Origin of the sequence: Marinobacterium aestuariivivens (assembly GCF_042661465.1) — a bacterium.
GTDB classification, from domain to species: Bacteria; Pseudomonadota; Gammaproteobacteria; order Pseudomonadales; family Balneatricaceae; genus Marinobacterium_A; species Marinobacterium_A aestuariivivens.
The window spans coordinates 4,314,469-4,329,390 of record NZ_JBHSWE010000001.1 but is presented as its reverse complement, the minus strand read 5'-3'; the positions used below and the strand labels follow the sequence as shown (position 1 = coordinate 4,329,390).

The following is a 14,922-nucleotide window of genomic DNA, read 5'->3' as shown; positions in this document are numbered from 1 at the left end:
ACCAGCCGCGCCACCCGGTTTCGCACCCCGGCAAGAGAGTTCCGGGTTGGTAGCGGTGCACGGACGCACCGCCATTGGCCGAAGGCCAATGCGAGCCCTTGAAAATCAAGGGAATTCGCAAATTTCCGCCCGCTTTTTCAAGGGCGACAATTGAACAGTCAGGGATGGCTTTCAATTGCCGGGTTAACAGTGACAGGAGATCACAAATGATAGATCCGAAAGATCCGAAACTGGGCGATATCCAGCCAGACGACGAAAACGCCAGCGAACATGTCCGCTTCAGCCGGCGACTCTTCCTCGGCTCCGGTGCGGCGCTAATGGGTGCGGCCGGCATGGGGCTTGGCGGCTCCCTGGTATCGACCCCGGCCAAAGCGGCCGAAGGCCACAACGCCGTTGCCCTGGCACCGGGGGAACTGGACGAATACTACGGCTTCTGGAGCGGCGGTCACTCCGGCGAAGTACGCATACTTGGTGTACCGTCGATGCGCGAGCTGATGCGTATTCCGGTATTCAATATCGACAGCGCCACCGGCTGGGGCCTGACCAACGAGTCGAAGGAAGTCCTGAATCACAAGCCCTGGCTCACCGGCGACTGCCACCATCCGCACATGAGCATGACGGACGGCAAGTATGATGGCAAATATGTCTTCATCAACGACAAGGCCAACAGCCGGGTCGCGCGTATCCGCTGCGATATCATGAAGACCGACAAGATCACCGAGATCCCCAACGTTCAGGCGATCCACGGCCTGCGGGTACAGAAGGTCCCCTATACCAAGTACGTCTTCGCCAATGCCGAATACCGCATTCCCCATCCGAACGATGGCACCGGAATGGACGCGATCGACAAGTACTACACCATGTTCTCGGCGGTCGATGCCGAGTCCATGAAGGTCGCCTTCCAGGTGATCGTCGACGGCAACCTGGACAACACCGATGCCGACTACAGCGGCAAATATGCCTTCTCGACCTGCTACAACACCGAAGGTGCGGTGGACCTCGCCGGCTCCATGCGCCTCGAGCGCGACCATGTGGTGATCTTCAACATCGAGCGCATCGAGGCGGCGATCAAGGCCGGCAACTACCAGACCCTTCCAGGGGCCGACGATGTGCCGGTAGTCGATGGTCGTACCGGCTCCGAGCTGACCGCCTATGTGCCGGTACCGAAAAACCCCCATGGCATGAATACCGCCCCGGACGGCCGCTATGCCGTCGCCAACGGCAAGCTGTCACCGACCGTTACCGTGCTCGATATCCAGAAATTCGACGATCTGTTCGACGGTAAGCTGCAGCCGCGGGATGTGGTCGCCGCCGAGGTTGAAGTGGGCCTCGGTCCGCTGCACACCGCCTTTGACAACCGCGGTAACGCCTATACCACCCTCTTCATAGACAGCCAGATCTGCAAATGGAACCTGGAAAACGCCATCAAGGCCTACCAGGGCGAACAGGTCGAGTACATCGTGCAGAAACTCGATGTGCACTACCAGCCCGGGCACAACCACACCACCATGGGCGAAACCCGGGATGCCGACGGCAAGTGGCTGATCTCGCTGTGCAAGTTCTCCAAGGACCGTTTCCTCCCCTGCGGCCCGCTGCACGCCGAGAACGACCAGCTGATCGACATCTCCGGCGACGAAATGAAGCTGGTCCATGACGGCCCGACCTATGCCGAGCCCCACGACTGCATGCTGGTGCACCGCAGCAAGGTGAAGCCGGCCAAGCTCTGGACGCGAGACGATCCCTACTTCGCCAAGACGGCCGAAATGGCGAAACAGGACGGCGTGACCCTGGAGAAGGACAACAAGGTCATCCGCGACGGCAACAAGGTGCGGGTCTACATGACCTCGGTGGCGCCGGCCTACGGCATGGACCGCTTTACGGTCAAACAGGGGGATGAAGTCACGGTGGTGATCACCAACCTCGACCAGATCGAGGACGTTACCCACGGCTTTTGCGTCGTCAACCATGGCGTACAGATGGAGATCGGCCCGCAGCAGACGGCTTCGATCACCTTCAAGGCCGAGCAGCCCGGCGTACACTGGTACTACTGCAACTGGTTCTGCCATGCACTGCATATGGAAATGCGCGGCCGCATGATCGTCGAGAAAGCCTGACCGACGGCGGGGGCCCCGGGGTCCCCGCCCTCTTCGGGAGCCCTATGCTGAAATCAAACGAAACCACCGCAGGCCCGGGCAAGATGCCCGCCTGCCTGACCCTCCTGTGCGCCTCACTGCTGGCAATGCCCGTGCCTGGCGCCGAGCGTCACATCGAACCCGGCCAGCCACTGCAGGCGGCGCTGGATATGGCCGCCGCCGGCGACAGACTGATACTCGCGCCCGGCACCTACAGCGGTAACTTCGTGATTCGGACCCCGATCGCTCTGGAGGGCGAAGACGGCGCACGGCTCAGATGCAACCACAGGCAGTACTGCCTGCGCATCGAGGCGCCGGATGTGAGCATCGAAAACCTGGAACTGGCCGACTGGGGCGCCAACCTCTCGACCCTCGACGCCGGCATTTTCGTAACCCGCGAGGCGGCCCGGGTGCATATCGCCGGCAATTGGCTGCAGGGCGACAGCTTCGGCATCTGGATCGATGCCGCCCCCGATGCACGCATCGAAGGCAACCGTATCTCGGGCAACCCGTCGGTCCGTTCCCAGGATCGCGGCAACGGCATTCAGCTGTTCAACGTCAGCGGCGCCGAAGTGGCCGGCAACGAGGTCTGGCAGACCCGCGACGGCATCTACATCGATACCAGCAACGACAACCGCCTGGTCGACAACCACCTGCACGACCTGCGCTATGGTATCCACTACATGTATTCGCATCACAATGCGCTGATCGGCAATCGTACCCGCAACACCCGCACCGGCTACGCACTGATGCAATCGAAGTACCTGACGGTCAGCGGCAACCGCTCCGACGGCGACCTCAACTACGGCTTTCTGCTCAACTACATCACCAACTCGACCCTCAGCGGCAATCGCATCAGCGGCGTGCGCGCCGGCCGTGCCACTGCGGCCGGGGGCGGCTCGGCGGTCGCCGGCGCCGAGGGCAAGGCGATCTTCATCTACAACTCGCTGTTCAACGAGATCACCGACAACCTCTTTGCCGACAGCGACCTGGGCATTCATCTGACCGCCGGTTCCGAAGACAACCGCCTCAGCGGCAACGCCTTCATCGGCAACCGCGAACAGGTGAAATATGTCGCTACCCGCGAGCAGAACTGGTCCCATGCCGGCAGCGGCAACTACTGGAGCGACTACCTCGGCTGGGACCTGGACGGCGACGGCATCGGTGACACCCGCTACGAACCCAACGACGGTATCGACCGGCTGCTGTGGCAATATCCCGACGCCCGGGTGCTGTTCAACAGCCCCGCCGTCGAGGTACTGCGCTGGGTCCAACGCCAGTTCCCGGTACTGAAGGCCCCCGGGGTTATCGACAGCCATCCATTGATGAGTTCGCACTGGCTGGAGGATCTCCAAAGTCAGGCGGCAGACCAGAATCCGCGCAAACCGGAAGACCGCAATGAATATCGTCGAACTGCACAACGTTGACAAACACTACGCCGGCGTACGCGCGCTCAGCCGGCTGAGCCTGGCTCTGCCCGAAGGCGAGGTGCTGGGGCTTTTCGGCCACAACGGCGCCGGCAAGACCACCACCATCAAGCTGATCCTCGGCCTGATCGAGCCCAGCGACGGCGAAGTGAGGGTATTCGGTGAACGCCCCGGCAGCCGTGGCGCCCGGGAGCAGCGCCGCGCCCTCGGCTTTCTCCAGGAGAACGTCAGCTTCTACGAGCAGCTGAGCGGCGACGAGGTGCTGCGCTATTTCGCCCGCCTCAAGGGGGCGTCGCGCGCCCAGTGCCGCGAACTGCTCGATGAGGTGGGGCTCGGCGATGCCGCGAAGCGGCGGGTCAAGACCTACTCCAAGGGCATGCGCCAGCGCCGGGACTGGCCCAGGCCCTACTCGGCGAGCCGCGCCTGCTGCTGCTCGACGAACCCACCGTGGGCCTGGACCCGATCGCGACCCGGGAGTTCTACGAGCGCGTCGCCCGGCTCAAGGCCCGCGGCTGCACCCTGATCCTCTGCTCCCATGTGCTGCCCGGCGTCGAGCGTTATATCGACCGCGCCCTGATCCTCGGCAACGGCCGGCGCCTGGCCGAAGGCAGCCTCGAGCAGCTGCGACAGAACGCCGAACTGCCACTGACGGTGACGCTCTCTGGCAAGGGGCTGAAGCTGCCGGATGATCTCGCCGCCCGGGCCACGACAGGCCCGGCCGGTCTGCTGCTGAAGGTGCCGCTGTCCGAGAAGATCGCGACGCTGCAGCGACTGCTGCCTCTGCCGGGGCTCGACAATCTGGACATGCACCTGCCGTCCCTCGAGGACCTCTACAGCCATTTCATCCTTAGCCAGACGGAGGCGCAAAGCTGACATGAGCATTATTCTCAGTGTCGCCGACAAGGAGTTCCGCGACGGCCTGCGCAACCGCTGGGTGCTGGCGATCAGCCTGATCTTCGCGCTGCTGGCGACCGGCCTTGCATACTTCGGCGCCGCCGCCGCTGGCCAGGTCGGCTTTACCTCGCTGCCCACGACCCTGGTAAGCCTGGCGAGCCTCGCCGTTTTCGTGATCCCCCTGATCGCGCTGATGCTGGCCTATGACGGCCTGGTCGGCGAAGACGAGAACGGCACCCTGCTGCTGCTGCTGAGCTATCCGTTGTCACGCTGGCAACTGCTGCTGGGCAAGCTGCTCAGTCACGGCGGCATCCTGGCCATTTCGACGCTGCTCGGTTTCGGTGCCGCAGCGCTGATCATGGGGCTGCTGTCCGACAGCACGCCCTGGTCCGAACTGCTGCCGGCCTTCGGCTTCTTCATTATCTCGGCGGTGCTGCTGGGCTGGATCTTCATCGCCTTCGCCTATGTGATCAGCGCCGCTGCCAGTGAGAAGTCCCGCGCGGCGGGACTCGCGCTGGTCACCTGGTTCCTGTTCGTGCTGGTGTTCGACCTGGCCCTGCTTGGTCTGCTGGTCGGTACCCGTGGCAACGTCGATGCCGAACTGCTCCCCTACCTGCTGCTGCTGAACCCGACCGATATCTTCCGCCTGCTCAACCTTGCCTACTTCGCCGACCAGCCGGTCAGCGGGCTGATGTCGGTGGCGCAGCAGGTCCGGTTCGGCCCGGTCACACTGTTCGCCTCGCTGCTGGCCTGGCTGCTGCTGCCGACCGGTCTGGCACTCTGGCTCTTCAATCGGAGAACACTATGAAAAGGATTCGACTGCGCCACACCGGATTCCTGGCTCTGGCCATCGCATTGCTGGCGGGCTGCAACGGCTCGAACGAGCCAAAATCAGTGGCACAGCAGGCGGTGGCCATCGAAAGCCGCGACGAATGTCATCTGTGCGGCATGCTGATCGCCAACTTCCCCGGCCCCAAGGGAGAGGCCTACGGCCGCGGCGAGACGGAGGTGAAAAAATTCTGTTCGACACGCGACCTCTTCGCCTGGGCGCTCGATCCCGAGTACCGGCACCGGGTCGAGTCGATATTCGTCCACGACATGGCGGTGACACCCTGGGACCACCCCGACGACGAGACCTTTATCGATGCCCGTAGTGCCTGGTACGTGATCGACCACAGCCGGCCCGGCGCCATGGGCCCGACACTGGCGAGCTTTTCGCGGCAAGACGACGCCCGAGCCTTCGCCGAACAGTACGGCGGCAAGCTGATAGGCTTCGACGAGATCACGCTGGAAACGCTGTCGCAGCTGACGCTGGCGGTGTCTAAAAGCGACCATCAGGGCATGCAGCATTGATGGGTGACGGGTGACGGGTGACGGGTGACGGGTGACGGGTGACGGGTGACGGGTGACGGGTGACGGGTGACGGGTGACGGGTGACGGGGCATTTTCGGTGCGGTTCGTTACACTCACCAGCACCCTACGGTATTTTCCGGCCATGTAGGGTGCTGGTAAGCGAAGCGAAGCGCACCGCACCGCACCGCACCGACAATTATTCGATGGGGTATAAAAAGAAGGGCCCCCGCTATGGGAGCCCTTCTTCTTTTTTGCAAGGAAAGACATCATTCAATGTCTGATGGCCATAGGGCCATGGGATACTTTGCCATTACTGTTGTGTCGCAACGAAGTGTACCCTCCCTTCCAACTGATTCACCTTCACAATAGCACAGCCATCGCCGCTGGCAACTGATAAATATCAAATTACGCCGCGAGGCTCGAAGCTTTCGATTTGCAGCTTTCTAGTAGGTCACCCGAGTGGTGCCGCCTGATTGCAGCAGCCGCACCCGCTCGCCCGGACGGAAGAACTGCCCGGCCTCGACTTCCTGGACCAGCGACAGCACTTCGCCGTTATCCAGGCGCACCGTGATTTCCTGGCCCTGTTTGCGGGTCGCGGACTCCTCGATCCTGCTGCCCAGCACACCGCCGGCCACGGCTCCAAGCACTGCCCCCACGGCGCGACCACTGCCGCCCCCGACGTTGCTGCCGGCAATGCCGCCAACGATGGCACCGGCACCGGTACCGACAGCTCCGTCGGTACGGCCCTCGATGATCACCGGGGTCACCGACTCGACCATGCCGTAACGCACATAATGCACACGACGCGCTTCCTCGCGCGAGTAGCTGGTGCCGGTCAGGGTGGGGCTGGCACAGCCTGCCAGCAGCGACGCGCCCAGCAGCAGGGCCACAATGCCCGTTGAACCTCTCATCTCGACTCTCCCGTTATCCTCTGTTGGCCCTGGTCCGGGGCTCGACCCCGCCTTGTGCGGCCAGCCCGACATTATCGAATTCTCAATACTATCTGACTGATCCAGGACCAGATGTACTCCAGAAACTTTCGATGCCAGGGTCGCCGGGACCAGAGCGACTCGGTCATTTCGCTGCAATGTTCCAGATCCGACAGCAGCATCCGGTTCACCCGATCGACGAAACCCGGCTCCTGCACCTCGACATTGGCCTCGAGATTCCAGCGCAGATTCCAGTGATCGAGATTGCAGGAGCCGATGGATATCCAGTCATCCGCCACCCCGACCTTGGCGTGCAGAAAGCGCGGCTGGTACTCGAAAATCCGCACGCCGGCCTTGAGCAGCCGCTGATAGTGCCGTTTCGAGGCATGGTAGACCCAGGGCTGATCGGTGTAGGGCCCGGCCACCATCAGCCGCACATCCACTCCGCGTTGCGCCGCCCGCCGTAGCGCCCTGCGCACCGAGCGAGACGGCATAAAATAGGCTGTCGCGAGCCAGATCCGCTCCTGCGAGCGGTTGACGCGCTGCAGGAAGCTGAGCTTGATGCCCTGCTGATAGAGGCCTTCGGTGGTCGTGACCTTCATCAGCGCCGACCCCACTTCGGGCCCGGCGGCGCCCGGCGGCAGCCGGGTCGCGGTGCAGCGCTGCCAGAGGCCATTGTACAGTTCGATCAGGTCCGCCACCACCGGCCCCCTGACGGCCAGCATTACCTCATGCCAGGGACAGCCGCGGTGCTCCGACAGCCAATACTCGTCCGTCAGCCCTGTACCGCCGATGAATGCCATCTGCTGGTCGACGATCATGAGCTTGCGGTGATCGCGGGAAAAATTGCGCGTCAACTTGCTCCACTTGAGCGGGTTGTAGATCAGGATCACCACCCCTTCGGCCTCGAGCCGACGCCGGTCCCGGTCCGCCAGCCTGCGACCGCCGAAACCGTCGACGATCAGCCGCACCATCAGACCGCGCCGGGCCGCCGCGACCATCTCGACGATAAAACGCTCCATGATATGGCCCGACGAGACCAGGTAGAACTCCATCAGCACACTGTGGCTGGCGTCGCGTATCGCCCTGAGCATGACCGGGAAAAACTGCTCGCCGTCGACGATCAGCTCGACGGAGTTGCCCGCGTGCCACCTGAATCGCTTGCGCTTTTGCATGCATCCTCTGCATAGAGCCAGTTAACAGTGCTGAGTTAACAGTCAACAGCAACCGCCAGCTGTCTCTACTGTTAACTGTCGACTGTTAACTGGCGTCTGTTCACTGTTAACTGGTTTCTGTCTACTTCCTTACTGATAATCGCCGTACAACCTTGCGTATAAACCGTTGCGGGCAAGCAGGGCTTCGTGATGCCCCTCCTCGGCGATGCGGCCATCCTCGAAAACGTAGACGTGATCGGCCTGGCGCACGGCACTGAGCCTGTGGGCAACGATCAGGGTCGTGCGACCGCTGAGAAACTGCGCCAGCGCTTCATGCAACCGGGCCTCGGTTTCGGCATCGAGCGCCGAGGTGGCTTCGTCGAGAATCACCACGCTCGGATCGGACAGCACCATCCTCGCGATGGCCAGCCGCTGACGCTGGCCACCGGACAACCGAACCCCTGGCGCCCCACCTGTGTATCGAGCCCCTGATCCATATCCGCCACGAAGTCTTTCAGCTGTGCGATCTCCAGTGCCCGCCACAACGCCTCGTCGTCGAAGCGCTTGCCCATGGTCAGGTTGCTGCGCAGGGTGCCATTAAACAACGCTGGCTGTTGCAGAACGGTGGCAACATGCTCACGCACCCGGTCCAGGCCAATCTGATCCACCGGCACGCCTTCATAGAGAATGCGTCCGCGGCTGGCCGGATAGAGCCCCAGCAGCACCTGCACCAGGGTCGACTTGCCGCCGCCACTGGCGCCGACCAGGGCGATCTTGCGCCCGGCCGGGATCCATAGACTGATACCGTTGAGGACATCGCGCCCGTCGCCGTAACTGAAATGCACATCCTCGAGGCCGACCGAGACCGTCTTGCGGCCTGCGAAGGGGTCGACCCGGTGCGGATACACCGGCTCCTGCTTCAGCGCCAGCAGGTCATTGATCCGGCCCAGCGCCGCCTTGGCCCCGTAAAGGGCATACTGAATGCCCAGCACCTCCTGCACCGGTGCCATCATGAACCAGAGATAGCCGAACACCGCCATCATCTGGCCGACGCTGAGATCGGAAAACACCACCATCAGCATCGACACGGCACGAAACAGATCGAAACCGACCATGAACACCATCGCGCTGAACCGGGCAGCCGCATCGCTCTGCCACTCGAACGCGGCCGAATGGTCCCGCACCTCCCGCGCCCGGTCGGCGATCTCCGCCAGATAGTGGCGTTCGCGGTTGAGGGCGCGGATCTGCTGAATCGCATCGAGGGTCTCGGTCAGGGCGGCCTGGAACACCTCGAAGGCCTTGTTCTCGCGCTTCTTCAGCTGCTTGACCCGCTTGCCGATCGCCATGGTCACGAATATCACCAGCGGATTCAGGAACAGGATGAAGAGCGCCAGCTGCCAGTGCATCCAGAGCAGGATAACGGCGGTGCCGAGGATCGACAGCACCGCGATCAGGAGTTTGCTGACCGAGCCGCCGATGAAGCGGTCCAGGGTATCGAGGTCGGTGATGAAATGGGACGAAACGGTGCCGCTGCCGAGGGTTTCGTACTCGGCCATCGAGATGCGCCGCAGGCGCTCGAGCATTCCGCTGCGGATGCGGTAGATGATGTCCTTGGAGATCAGCGTGAACTGGCGCGCCTGCAAGACGCCCAGCAGCAGCGCCAGGGCCCGCATCACCACCGTCACCAGCAGGATGGCGCCGATATAGAGCACCGGCCCCCGCCAGTTCTCGGGGACCAGCGGGTCGATCAGGCCGACCAGCAGTCCGGGCTGGTCGAGCAGCACCTCGTCCACCAGCAGCGGCATCAGCAGCGGCAGCGGTACCGCCACCAGGGTCGCCAGCAGCGCTATGACATTGGCCAGCACCAGTTGGCGACGGTGCTGCAGCGCAATACGGACAATGAAGTCCCAGTCGTATCGGGACGGGGCCTTGATCGGACCTTCGATCATCTCTGTACTTCGTGCTCCCAATCAATTCCCTTTCAATGTACAACAGCTTGGGCATGATACCGCGTTTTCTGCGAAACGTAGGAGCCCGGTCCTCCAGGCGAATTGCCGGTTGCGCGTGAGGCGTGAGGCGTGAGGGGCGGCAGCTTTCTTTATCCGGGGCTCGACTGGACGCCGGCAAGACAGTAACTTATTGCTCTTGCGCAAACCTTTACAAGAGAGATCAATGGATAGCATCACCCTGCAACCGGTCAACCGCGTCGATGGCCAGGTCCAGATTCCCGGCTCCAAAAGCCTGTCGAACCGTATTCTGCTGCTGGCGGCACTGGCCGAGGGACGCACCCGCATCACCAATCTGCTGGACAGCGACGATGTGCGCCACATGCTCAAGGCGTTGAACCAGCTGGGCGTGCAGTATGCGCTTTCCGACGATCGCCAGACCTGCACCCTCGACGGGATCGGCGGGGCCTTCAGCGCCACGGACGCCGTACTCTTCCTCGGCAATGCCGGCACCGCGATGCGACCGCTCACCGCGGCGCTCTGCCTGGGCCAGGGCGAATTCGAGCTGACCGGCGAGCCGCGCATGTACGAGCGCCCGATCGGCGACCTGGTGGAGGCGCTGCAGGCACTGGGCGCCGACATCGAGTATCTGAAGGATGAGGGCTACCCGCCACTGTGTATCCGAGCCCGGGGCATCCAGGGGGACGGGTCGGCATCCGCGGCAATATTTCCAGCCAGTTCCTGACCGCACTGCTGATGGCGGCACCGCTGGCCGAAGGCGATCTGACCATCGAGGTCGAAGGCGAGCTGGTCTCCAAGCCCTACATCGACATCACCCTGCATACCATGCGCAGTTTCGGGGTCGAGGTCGGGAACGACAACTATCAACGCTTCGTAATCCGGGGTGGGCAGCGCTATCGCTCGCCGGGCGAGATCATGGTCGAAGGAGATGCGTCTTCGGCGTCCTACTTCCTGGCCGCGGCGGCCATTGCCGGCGGCACCGTGCGGGTGTACGGCGTCGGCGCCGACAGCGTGCAGGGCGACAAGCGCTTCGCCGAAGTACTGGAAAAGATGGGTGCGAAGGTCAGCTACGGCCCGACCTGGATCGAGGTGAGCCGCGGCGAGCTCAACGGCGTCGATCTGGATCTGAACCATATCCCCGATGCCGCCATGACCATCGCCACCACGGCACTCTTTGCCCGGGGCCCGACGGCGATCCGCAACATCTACAACTGGCGCGTCAAGGAGACCGACCGCCTCGCCGCCATGGCGACCGAGTTGCGCAAGGTCGGCGCCGAGGTGGTCGAGGGCGAGGACTTTATCGAGATCAAGCCGCCACGGCAGCTGATTCACGCCGCCATCGACACCTACGACGACCATCGCATGGCGATGTGCTTCTCGCTGGTGGCGCTCAGCGACACCCCGGTGACGATCAACGACCCCGGCTGCACCGCCAAAACGTTCCCGACCTACTTCAGCCTGTTCGAAAGCATCTGCGAACGCTGATCGCCATGCTGTGAAAATGTGGGAGATTCTATGGTTCATGGCCACCCCTGATCGTGGCAGGTGCCATGGCCGCTATTGCGTAGGAGCCTCGCCCCGAGGCGAAAGGCTCCGGTACCGAGGCTGTTCGCACCGGGGGCGGCGCTCCTACGGCGGGCGCTGAAATTTCCGGGGGATCGGCTTTAGCCGCGAAGCTATTCGCGGCTAAAGCCCCCACAGAAGCCGCTCCCACTCGCATCCAGGGAAACCAAGCGCACTGCCGGGACTCAAACGATAGGAAATCCTGTCCCGAGTCGCCGATGCAACCGTCCCTCCGCCCTATCGCACTGCTGTCCTGTCTGCTGCTGAGCCTGACGGCCCAGGCGGACCAGATCCGCATCGACGGATATCTTTTCCGCGACGGCGAGTCGGTGGTGCGGCTGCTCGACAAGATCGGCCCGCCACTGCTGATCAGCTATATCGACAATCGCTGCATCGACCGCTACTGCCGCTATACCAGCCCGGCCGAACAGTGGACCTACGTCGACGACGGCCGCGAGATCCGCATCATCGTAGTCGAGGACACGATCGAGGAGATCGAGTGGAAATTCGAGGGGCACAGCTGGTGATCGTAGGAGCGCCGCCCCGGTGCGAACAACCACCGCGCCAACTTCGTTCGCCTCGAGGAAGTGCCCTTTGGGTACGAGGCTCCTACGTGATGCGGCAAGCCGCAAGCAGCACGCAACCAGGTATTCGATGGGTCAGGTGGAACCCGTCAGATCTTGGAGCCGCCCATGCACTGCGGCGACTGCGGCGCCTGGGCATTCTTCTGCTGCCACTCGTCCGGCGTATAGAGGTGCATCGCCAACGCATGGATGGGATTCTGCATCTCGTCGGCCAGCAGGCCGTAGATCAGTTGATGACGCTGCACCAGACGCTTGCCGGCGAAGTCGTCGGACACCAGCACCAGCCGGAAATGGCTATCGGTGGCCGGTCCCGAATGCATGTGGCTTTCATTGTCGATCTCCAGGTGCGCGATGCTGAGCCCCTGCTGCAGTTTCCGTTCGATGGTCGCCTGTACGCTCATGGTTCTCTCCTGTTGCCGCCGGCTTTGGCGGAGCGCTCTTCCTTTGCAAGCGCATGAAAATGTTTGTGGATCCGTCGCGTCACGCCCCAGACCGTCAGGATCACCAGCGGCACCGAAACACCGACCGTGAGATCCTTGTCCAGCGGCACGCCCGCCTCGTAGGCGGCGGTGACGATGTACTTGAGCAGCCCTACCGCATAGTAGCTGATCGCGGCGACCGACAGGCCTTCGACGGTATGCTGCATCATCAGCTGAATGCGGGAACGGCGGTCCATCGACGCCAGCAGCGCCCGGTTCTGGTCCTGGATCGAGAGCTCGACGCGGGTCCGCATCATGTCGGACACGCGATCGATGCGCCGCGACAGGTCCTCGAGGCGCCGGCCAATGGTCTCGCAGGTGCGCACCGCCGGCGTCACCCGCCGGGTGATGAATTCGCTCAGGGTCATATGTCCGGAGACTTCGTCCTCCCGCAGTTCCGACAGCCGCCTGAGCACCAGCTCATGGTAGGCCAGCGACGCGTTGAAACGGAAGGTTGAGCGGGCCCGGTAGTCCTCCACCTTCGCGGCCATGGCCGTCAGCTCGCCGAGAATGTCCGTTTCGTCCACTTCGCCATCGCCGGCCAGGCGCTGCGTAATGCTCACCAGGCCCGCGTCCATCGCCGCCAGGTTCGGTGCGATGTCGCGGGCGACCGGTATACCCAGCAGTGCCAGCAGGCGGTAGGTCTCGATCTCCAGCAGACGCTGCATCAGGCGGCCGAGCTGGCTGGAGGTCATGCGGCGGTTATAGACCAGGAAGCGGCCATAGCCGTCGCTGTGCAGCCGGAAACTGGTCCAGATATGGGCGTCTCCCTGCTGCGGACTGCTGCCCACCAGCCGCATCCCCTCGAAGTGGCGCTTGGCGGCCGGCAGCAGTTGCTGCCCGGACAGTTCGCTCGACTCCACCGCGACATGGAAAGCACCAACCACCTGCCCTTTCAACTGCTCCAGCCAGCCGGCCGGAAGGCCGGACAGACCGGTTTCGGCGAAGAGGTCCGGGACTTCGCCGTCGTGAAGCCGGATAAAGGTATAGGAGACGAACTCCATATGGGTTTCGCGCCGCACCCTGAGAGCGCCGAAGTCATGGTGGAAGCAGCTGCTGGGGGCTTGCGGCACCTCGGAACCGAGCAGACGGCAAAGCGTCTGCAGGTGCCCGAACTGCTGCCGGCGCTCTTCTTCCGAACAGAGCACGGCCAGATGGGTGATGCGGGCCGGTGCCGCTATCTGCTGAAAGGGTCGCGAATGCAGCTCGTCATAGAGCTGCTCGCGCAGCGGATGCAGCTGCAACCCGGGCCTTGACAGATCGGTCATGTACAGCTCCCTCTATTAAAACCCCTACAGATACAGCGTCAACGCCTGCCGATCAATCCTCCGACGGTACCCTTCTGCCCTACTCCTCGATCAGCGGCGCCCGCATCAGCGGCTCGGTCGACAGGTCGATGGCCATCAGCTGTGGCTGCAGCTCGAACCACTCGAGGAACAGTTCGCGGTTGAGCCGTTGCGGCCAGTGATCTCCGAACTCGTCCCAAGCGGCCAGCTCGTTTTCGAACATCTGCTGCCAGTGACGCTCGATCGCGCGCTCGAAGTCGGCCTCGCGCTGGACTTCGTCGATCAGGTACAGCGTCCCCTCGGCTCGGTGCATCTCGAGGGTCATCACCTGGTAGGGCGCATCATCCTGTGGCAGCCCGCTCACCCAGTCGGCGAACGGCTGTCGCGGCAGCAGGGCAAGGCCCGCGCGGTTCAACAGTTTCATGCTGGTTTCTCTCTCTATATACTTTGCGACCCAGACCGCAGCCCGGCTTATCCATGATCAGAGTACTGCCTGCCCTCGACTGCCGCGATCACTGGATCGACCTGTGCCGTCGCGAGCATCCCTATTGTTTCGTCGAGACGCCCGAGACGCTGGTCGATTTCCAGACCAGCTATCTTCAGCTGACGCTGCTCGACGGCGGTGTGCTGGACGGCCGCGAGGCGATCAAGTACAGCCTGGGCTCGCGCCTCTCGCTGGAGCCTGCCTGGGCCCTGATACGGGCCTGCCACTGGAAACTCGCCACCCTGCTCGATGGACTGGAACAACTGGATTTCAGCGGCAATGTCCGCGACAACTCGCTGCTCGGCGTCCATACCGATCTTACGGTACGCAAGTTCTTCGCCAAGGACAGCCATATCCGCTCGCCGTCGCGACTCGGCCTGCTCGACCCGCTGATCGCCGCGCCCGCGATCTGGTCCGGCAATGCCCTCGCCCGCCTGCTCGCCAACGATCAGTTTCGGGAGCTGCGGGGCGAAAAAGCCGAGACGGACGCCACTGCACTGCTGCTGCAGATCCTCGAACAGCCCTCTGAATGGCTGGGCCTGGAGCGCGGCAGCCGTCTCTACCTGCTTTGCCGGCGCCAGCCCCGCGCCAGCCTGGTGCCGGATTACCGGCTGCCGGAGCCGCGGCTGAAGCGAGTTTCCAGGTGACAGGTGACGCGTAACCCGTAACG

Annotated in this window: 15 protein-coding genes and 1 pseudogene; 9 read left to right on the top strand and 7 right to left on the bottom strand. The window is 63.1% G+C overall.

Features of this window, described 5'->3' with window-relative positions; all coding sequences use genetic code 11:
- Window positions 1-206: 206 nt before the first annotated feature.
- From nosZ to ACFQDL_RS22625, 6 genes are read left to right on the top strand one after another with little or no spacing between them, the layout of a single operon-like run.
- Window positions 207-2,114 (top strand): TAT-dependent nitrous-oxide reductase, encoded by a 1,908-nt coding sequence (nosZ, locus tag ACFQDL_RS22650; RefSeq protein WP_379910992.1) that lies wholly within the window; start codon window positions 207-209, stop codon window positions 2,112-2,114.
- A gap of 44 nt (window positions 2,115-2,158) precedes the next feature.
- On the top strand, window positions 2,159-3,559 hold the full coding sequence (locus tag ACFQDL_RS22645) for a nitrous oxide reductase family maturation protein NosD (RefSeq protein WP_379910991.1): 1,401 nt from the start codon (window positions 2,159-2,161) through the stop codon (window positions 3,557-3,559).
- Window positions 3,531-4,082 carry an ABC transporter ATP-binding protein gene (locus ACFQDL_RS22640; protein ID WP_379910990.1) on the top strand — a complete coding sequence of 184 codons (552 nt, stop codon included), beginning with the start codon at window positions 3,531-3,533 and terminating at the stop codon, window positions 4,080-4,082. Before ACFQDL_RS22645 ends, ACFQDL_RS22640 begins: the two co-directional genes overlap by 29 nt.
- Entirely contained in the window at window positions 4,007-4,432 is a 426-nt protein-coding gene (locus ACFQDL_RS22635) for an ATP-binding cassette domain-containing protein (protein ID WP_379910989.1), read from the top strand. Before ACFQDL_RS22640 ends, ACFQDL_RS22635 begins: the two co-directional genes overlap by 76 nt.
- A gap of 1 nt (window position 4,433) precedes the next feature.
- Window positions 4,434-5,261: an ABC transporter permease subunit gene (locus tag ACFQDL_RS22630; protein WP_379910988.1), complete on the top strand. Its 828-nt coding sequence runs from the start codon at window positions 4,434-4,436 to the stop codon at window positions 5,259-5,261.
- Window positions 5,258-5,806, top strand: a complete 549-nt coding sequence (locus tag ACFQDL_RS22625; protein ID WP_379910987.1) for a nitrous oxide reductase accessory protein NosL — start codon at window positions 5,258-5,260, stop codon at window positions 5,804-5,806. Before ACFQDL_RS22630 ends, ACFQDL_RS22625 begins: the two co-directional genes overlap by 4 nt.
- A 443-nt stretch (window positions 5,807-6,249) precedes the next feature.
- Here ACFQDL_RS22625 and ACFQDL_RS22620 read toward each other — a convergent pair whose 3' ends face one another.
- The 4 genes from ACFQDL_RS22620 to ACFQDL_RS22605 all read right to left on the bottom strand — a co-directional run bounded on the left by ACFQDL_RS22620 (window position 6,250) and on the right by ACFQDL_RS22605 (window position 9,838).
- A complete protein-coding gene (locus ACFQDL_RS22620; protein ID WP_379910986.1) occupies window positions 6,250-6,717 on the bottom strand; it encodes an outer membrane lipoprotein in 468 nt (155 codons plus the stop codon).
- Between the two features lie 71 nt (window positions 6,718-6,788).
- Window positions 6,789-7,910, bottom strand: a complete 1,122-nt coding sequence (locus tag ACFQDL_RS22615) for a phospholipase D-like domain-containing protein (protein WP_379910985.1) — start codon at window positions 7,908-7,910, stop codon at window positions 6,789-6,791.
- 129 nt (window positions 7,911-8,039) lie between these two features.
- Window positions 8,040-8,342 (bottom strand): ATP-binding cassette domain-containing protein, encoded by a 303-nt coding sequence (locus tag ACFQDL_RS22610; protein ID WP_379910984.1) that lies wholly within the window; start codon window positions 8,340-8,342, stop codon window positions 8,040-8,042.
- Window positions 8,276-9,838 (bottom strand): ABC transporter ATP-binding protein, encoded by a 1,563-nt coding sequence (locus tag ACFQDL_RS22605; RefSeq protein ID WP_379910983.1) that lies wholly within the window; start codon window positions 9,836-9,838, stop codon window positions 8,276-8,278. Before ACFQDL_RS22605 ends, ACFQDL_RS22610 begins: the two co-directional genes overlap by 67 nt.
- A 223-nt stretch (window positions 9,839-10,061) precedes the next feature.
- On the opposite strand from ACFQDL_RS22605, the pseudogene aroA reads away from it, so the two are divergent.
- Together aroA and ACFQDL_RS22595 are read left to right on the top strand one after the other, a co-directional pair.
- Window positions 10,062-11,341: pseudogene (gene aroA, locus ACFQDL_RS22600) on the top strand (3-phosphoshikimate 1-carboxyvinyltransferase).
- 296 nt (window positions 11,342-11,637) lie between these two features.
- The gene (locus ACFQDL_RS22595; RefSeq protein ID WP_379910982.1) at window positions 11,638-11,946 is read left to right on the top strand and encodes a hypothetical protein; all 309 of its coding nucleotides are present in this window, start codon (window positions 11,638-11,640) and stop codon (window positions 11,944-11,946) included.
- A gap of 146 nt (window positions 11,947-12,092) precedes the next feature.
- Here ACFQDL_RS22595 and ACFQDL_RS22590 read toward each other — a convergent pair whose 3' ends face one another.
- The 3 genes from ACFQDL_RS22590 to ACFQDL_RS22580 form a co-directional block, all read right to left on the bottom strand.
- Window positions 12,093-12,404 (bottom strand): BolA family protein, encoded by a 312-nt coding sequence (locus ACFQDL_RS22590; protein ID WP_379910981.1) that lies wholly within the window; start codon window positions 12,402-12,404, stop codon window positions 12,093-12,095.
- Entirely contained in the window at window positions 12,401-13,750 is a 1,350-nt protein-coding gene (locus ACFQDL_RS22585; RefSeq protein WP_379910980.1) for a DUF3422 family protein, read from the bottom strand. The genes ACFQDL_RS22590 and ACFQDL_RS22585 overlap by 4 nt, the downstream gene beginning before the upstream one ends.
- Window positions 13,751-13,829: 79 nt before the next feature.
- Window positions 13,830-14,192, bottom strand: a complete 363-nt coding sequence (locus ACFQDL_RS22580; protein WP_379910979.1) for a hypothetical protein — start codon at window positions 14,190-14,192, stop codon at window positions 13,830-13,832.
- A gap of 53 nt (window positions 14,193-14,245) precedes the next feature.
- Between ACFQDL_RS22580 and ACFQDL_RS22575 the strand changes: the two genes are divergently transcribed.
- A complete protein-coding gene (locus tag ACFQDL_RS22575; RefSeq protein ID WP_379910978.1) occupies window positions 14,246-14,899 on the top strand; it encodes a hypothetical protein in 654 nt (217 codons plus the stop codon).
- Window positions 14,900-14,922 lie beyond the last annotated feature (23 nt).

Bases quoted from the DNA above. Each gene is read 5' to 3' on its own strand.
- nosZ (WP_379910992.1), top strand. From the start codon at position 207: ATGATAGATCCGAAAGATCCGAAACTGGGCGATATCCAGCCAGACGAC.
- ACFQDL_RS22645 (WP_379910991.1), top strand. From the start codon at position 2,159: ATGCTGAAATCAAACGAAACCACCGCAGGCCCGGGCAAGATGCCCGCC.
- ACFQDL_RS22640 (WP_379910990.1), top strand. From the start codon at position 3,531: ATGAATATCGTCGAACTGCACAACGTTGACAAACACTACGCCGGCGTA.
- ACFQDL_RS22630 (WP_379910988.1), top strand. From the start codon at position 4,434: ATGAGCATTATTCTCAGTGTCGCCGACAAGGAGTTCCGCGACGGCCTG.
- ACFQDL_RS22625 (WP_379910987.1), top strand. From the start codon at position 5,258: ATGAAAAGGATTCGACTGCGCCACACCGGATTCCTGGCTCTGGCCATC.
- ACFQDL_RS22620 (WP_379910986.1), bottom strand. From the start codon at position 6,717: ATGAGAGGTTCAACGGGCATTGTGGCCCTGCTGCTGGGCGCGTCGCTG.
- ACFQDL_RS22615 (WP_379910985.1), bottom strand. From the start codon at position 7,910: ATGCAAAAGCGCAAGCGATTCAGGTGGCACGCGGGCAACTCCGTCGAG.
- ACFQDL_RS22605 (WP_379910983.1), bottom strand. From the start codon at position 9,838: ATGATCGAAGGTCCGATCAAGGCCCCGTCCCGATACGACTGGGACTTC.
- ACFQDL_RS22595 (WP_379910982.1), top strand. From the start codon at position 11,638: ATGCAACCGTCCCTCCGCCCTATCGCACTGCTGTCCTGTCTGCTGCTG.
- ACFQDL_RS22590 (WP_379910981.1), bottom strand. From the start codon at position 12,404: ATGAGCGTACAGGCGACCATCGAACGGAAACTGCAGCAGGGGCTCAGC.
- ACFQDL_RS22585 (WP_379910980.1), bottom strand. From the start codon at position 13,750: ATGACCGATCTGTCAAGGCCCGGGTTGCAGCTGCATCCGCTGCGCGAG.
- ACFQDL_RS22580 (WP_379910979.1), bottom strand. From the start codon at position 14,192: ATGAAACTGTTGAACCGCGCGGGCCTTGCCCTGCTGCCGCGACAGCCG.
- ACFQDL_RS22575 (WP_379910978.1), top strand. From the start codon at position 14,246: ATGATCAGAGTACTGCCTGCCCTCGACTGCCGCGATCACTGGATCGAC.